This window comes from Moorena sp. SIO4E2, assembly GCF_010671945.1.
Classification (GTDB): Bacteria; Cyanobacteriota; Cyanobacteriia; order Cyanobacteriales; family Coleofasciculaceae; genus Moorena; species Moorena producens.
On the sequence record NZ_JAAHIE010001100.1, the window covers coordinates 1 to 1,715 of the forward strand.

Here is a 1,715-nt window from a genome sequence, read left to right on the forward strand (position 1 = left end):
GGTCTCCACGGGGCTTACAAGGTGCGGACGCAGGTTCCGCACACAGCCCCTCCCCATGAGCGACTGCCGTGGTTTCCCCCACTCGCGCTTTGCATCAAGAAATAAAGTGAATATCACTAAAGGTTTCAATCCACAAACGAGCACCACAATCCAGTGGATTATCGGGATTGTAGACAATCTTGCACGGACCAAGGATTTCCACTTCGTTGCCGTAAATATTGCTACCACTTCGTTTTACTGAAATCACTGGCTTGCGGTCTTGAGGGCTTTTCTTGATATTCGAGCCAATGTGATTGCGGTTGACATTAATCTTCGCTAATGCGGGAGGACGACTAGTGCGCCATTTTCCCTTCGGTCCACGAGTACCTTTGGTAATTTGTGGCAAATGGTTGAACAGGGGAATAATCCAGAATTTTCCAGTTTTATAGGCACCCCGCACCCGACCCTTCTCTAGGAGTTGGCGCAATCGTCGAGAAGAAATTCCTAATAGAGATGCCGCTTCAGTAGTTCCAACGCACTTGTTCATCAGTGGACTTAACTTAACTCTTCCTATAATACTAGTTTAATAGAAAAAATAAAAATTGTGAGGGAGTAGGGAATAGGGAGTAAAGTATGGTAAGCGTGGAAAGGGTGGGTAGCAAGTCAACTGCTGTGGTTTCCACTATTAGCGACTGCGTCAATATCGGAATAGTTAGGAAATCGGGAATCGGGAATCGGTAAGAAATGGAAGAGTTTGGGCTAATCGGGAAATGCGATCGCAGTGCTCCAAAGGAATATCCCAAATATGCGATCGCGTAGCGGCTCCAAAGGAGCATCGCATGCGGAGTGCCTCTAAGGTTCCATCCAAGATAGTTTTTAAGTTAATTAATTAATAAGTAGGAACACATAATTTTTTCCCACTCCACTACTCCCTACTCCCTACTCCCTACTCCCTATTCCCTATTCCCTGCTCCCTATTCCCTATTCCCTATTCCCTATTCCCTATTCCCTGTTCCCTGTTCCCTACTCACAGTTTGTTACAAAATTTTTCAAAATATGTTATAATTAAAGATTATTTATGCTATAATAAAATTACCGTGGGCGCTAAAACGTTCCACGGTAAGAGCCAGCCGCAGATTTTCCACCCTCTCAGCTGGCTCTAGTCCCCCAGTTAAGGAGATAACTTAATATTATGTCGTACTCTCAGCGCCTCTATCCATGGGCGGTAGTTCGGTTATTGCCCAAGATGCAACGAGTAGTTGTTGGTCGTTTCCGTAACCGTTCTGATGCGGAAGGTCACATGCAGGCTCTGAAGCGGCTAATGCCTGATGGGAAATTTATTATTATTTTTGATATTGGGCAGGATATAGAGGAAGAATCTGAGGATATGGAGTAGGGAGTGTAAGCGATCAGTTATCAGCTTTCAGCTTTCAGTAATCAGTGATCAGCCATCAGCCATCAGTTATCAGCCATCAGTTATCAATAATCAGCTTATAGGTTACATCACAGCGTCGAAGCCTGTGCCACAGCTGACCACTGACCACTGACGGCTGACGGCTGACCGCTGACGGCTGACCGCTGACCGCTGACACCTCACTTACTACTGACAATAGTCTCCCAATTCTGAATCACTTGCTGCAAAGCTTCCGGGAGCTGATTACTACCAATATCGGCATAACGTGTAGTACCTGCATTGCTGCTCAGAGTAACACTGATATAATCAGCAGCACCAATAG

The 1,715-nt window shown here is 45.7% G+C and carries 4 protein-coding genes; 1 reads left to right on the top strand and 3 read right to left on the bottom strand.

Annotation, left to right across the window (positions count from 1 at the left end):
* Positions 1 to 94: 94 nt before the first annotated feature.
* Entirely contained in the window at positions 95 to 526 is a 432-nt protein-coding gene (locus F6K37_RS41080; protein WP_287257043.1) for a MerR family transcriptional regulator, read from the bottom strand.
* A 165-nt stretch (positions 527 to 691) separates the two neighbouring features.
* On the bottom strand, positions 692 to 847 hold the full coding sequence (locus F6K37_RS41085) for a hypothetical protein (RefSeq protein WP_287257044.1): 156 nt from the start codon (positions 845 to 847) through the stop codon (positions 692 to 694).
* A 324-nt stretch (positions 848 to 1,171) separates the two neighbouring features.
* Here F6K37_RS41085 and F6K37_RS41090 point away from each other — a divergent pair, with 324 nt between their 5' ends.
* Positions 1,172 to 1,375: a hypothetical protein gene (locus F6K37_RS41090; RefSeq protein ID WP_071103254.1), complete on the top strand. Its 204-nt coding sequence runs from the start codon at positions 1,172 to 1,174 to the stop codon at positions 1,373 to 1,375.
* 76 nt (positions 1,376 to 1,451) lie between these two features.
* Here F6K37_RS41090 and F6K37_RS41095 read toward each other — a convergent pair whose 3' ends face one another.
* Entirely contained in the window at positions 1,452 to 1,589 is a 138-nt protein-coding gene (locus F6K37_RS41095) for a hypothetical protein (protein WP_287257045.1), read from the bottom strand.
* Positions 1,590 to 1,715: the final 126 nt, after the last annotated feature.

What these genes read in the sequence shown, in the direction of transcription:
- F6K37_RS41080 (WP_287257043.1), bottom strand. Translation starts at nt 526, where the DNA reads ATGAACAAGTGCGTTGGAACTACTGAAGCGGCATCTCTATTAGGAATT.
- F6K37_RS41090 (WP_071103254.1), top strand. Translation starts at nt 1,172, where the DNA reads ATGTCGTACTCTCAGCGCCTCTATCCATGGGCGGTAGTTCGGTTATTG.